A 1,658-nucleotide genomic window follows, 5' to 3' on the forward strand; every position below is an offset into this window, starting at 1 on the left:
CCTCGGGCTTTCGCGACGAATTTGAGCGGGCTTGATCGTTTACATGAGAAAAGTGCCTTTGAGCTGGGAGGATTGGGCTTGTCGAGAGTCCTGTCCGCACCAGTTCAGAAGGCACTTTCCAAGTGAAGACTATCGCGTTGCAGCGCAAGATCGTGGTGTCCGCCGACGGCTCGGGACTCGTCTCGCAGGCCGGTGGGCTGCTGTTGCTGGAGACGTTGCGGGTCACCGGCCTGGGCAGGGAACTATCGGCGCAGCTGGAACGGTGGCGTCCGTCCCGGGCGGTACACGACCCGGGCAAAGTCATCGCCGATCTGGCCCTCACGCTGGCGTTAGGCGGGGACTGCCTGGCCGACATCGCGATGCTCCGCGCTCAGCCCGAGCTGTTCGGCCCGATCGCCTCCGACCCGACCGTGTCCCGGGTGATCGACCGCCTGGCCGCCGACCCCGTCCGCGCGCTTAAGGCGATCCGCGCCGCCCGTGCCACCGCCCGGCAGCGGGCCTGGGCCCTGGCCGGCCCCCACGCCCCCGGCACCGACGGCCAGCTGATTCCCCTCGACATCGACGCGACCATCGTCATCGCCCACTCTGACAAGCAACAGGCCGCGCCGACCTGGAAGAAGACCTTCGGGTTCCACCCGATGACGGTCTTCGCCGACCACGGAGCGACCGGGGGCGGGGAACCCTTGGCGATCATGCTGCGGCCCGGCAACGCCGGATCCAACACCGCCGCCGACCACATCACCGCCACCCGGCTGGCGCTGGCCCAGCTTCCCAAGCACCGCCGCCGTCAGGTACTGATCCGCGCCGATTCCGGCGGCGGCACCCGCGAGTTCCTCACCTGGCTGTCCCGGCCCGGGCGGCGGCTGTCGTACTCCATCGGGTTCGCCCTCACCGAAGAAATCCAGGCCGCGATTCTGGCTCTGCCCGCGCAGGCGTGGACGCCCGCCTACGACTCAGGCGGGCAGGTACGGCCGGGTGCGTGGGTGGCCGAGCTGACCGGCCTGGTGAAGCTGGACGGCTGGCCGAAGGGCATGCGCCTGATTGTGCGCAAAGAGCGCCCGCACCCGGGCGCGCAGTTGCGCTTCACCGACATCGACGGGCACCGCTTCACCTGTTTTGTCACCGACACCCGCCGCGGTCAGCTCGCCGACCTGGAGCTACGCCACCGCCGCCGCGCCCGCTGCGAAGACCGCATCCGCGCCGCCAAGGACACCGGGCTGCGCAACCTGCCGCTGCACGACTTCGACCAGAATCAGATCTGGTGTGAGGTCGTCGCCCTGGCCTGCGAACTCCTGGCTTGGATGCAGATGCTCGCCCTGGATGGGCCGGCCCGCCGTTATGAGCCCAAACGGCTGCGGCTTCGCCTGTTCGCCGTCGCCGCCCGCCTGGTCCGCGGCGGACGCCGCCTACGCCTGCGCATCGCCGCGTCCTGGCCCTGGGCCGGCCAACTGGTCACCGCCATCACCCGGCTCCAAGCACTCCCGGCACCGACCTGATCCGGCACCAAACCGCCCCGACGACCAGGAAGGACACCCCGCGGGCCCGTGGAACCCCGTCCACCCGGCGCGACAGCCGGGCCACCAGGCTGACCACGACCGCGATTTCACACTCCAGCCGAACCGCTCAGCCAGCGACCTGATGAACGTGAAAGATCGAGG

At 69.7% G+C, this 1,658-nt stretch carries 1 protein-coding gene; it reads left to right on the plus strand.

All coding sequences use genetic code 11. From position 1 onward, the window contains the following. Window positions 1-122 precede the first annotated feature (122 nt). A complete protein-coding gene (locus FLV34_RS39175; RefSeq protein WP_147945574.1) occupies window positions 123-1,496 on the plus strand; it encodes an IS1380 family transposase in 1,374 nt (457 codons plus the stop codon). Window positions 1,497-1,658 lie beyond the last annotated feature (162 nt).

The organism is Microbispora sp. CSR-4 (assembly GCF_008033685.1).
GTDB lineage: Bacteria > Actinomycetota > Actinomycetes > Streptosporangiales > Streptosporangiaceae > Microbispora.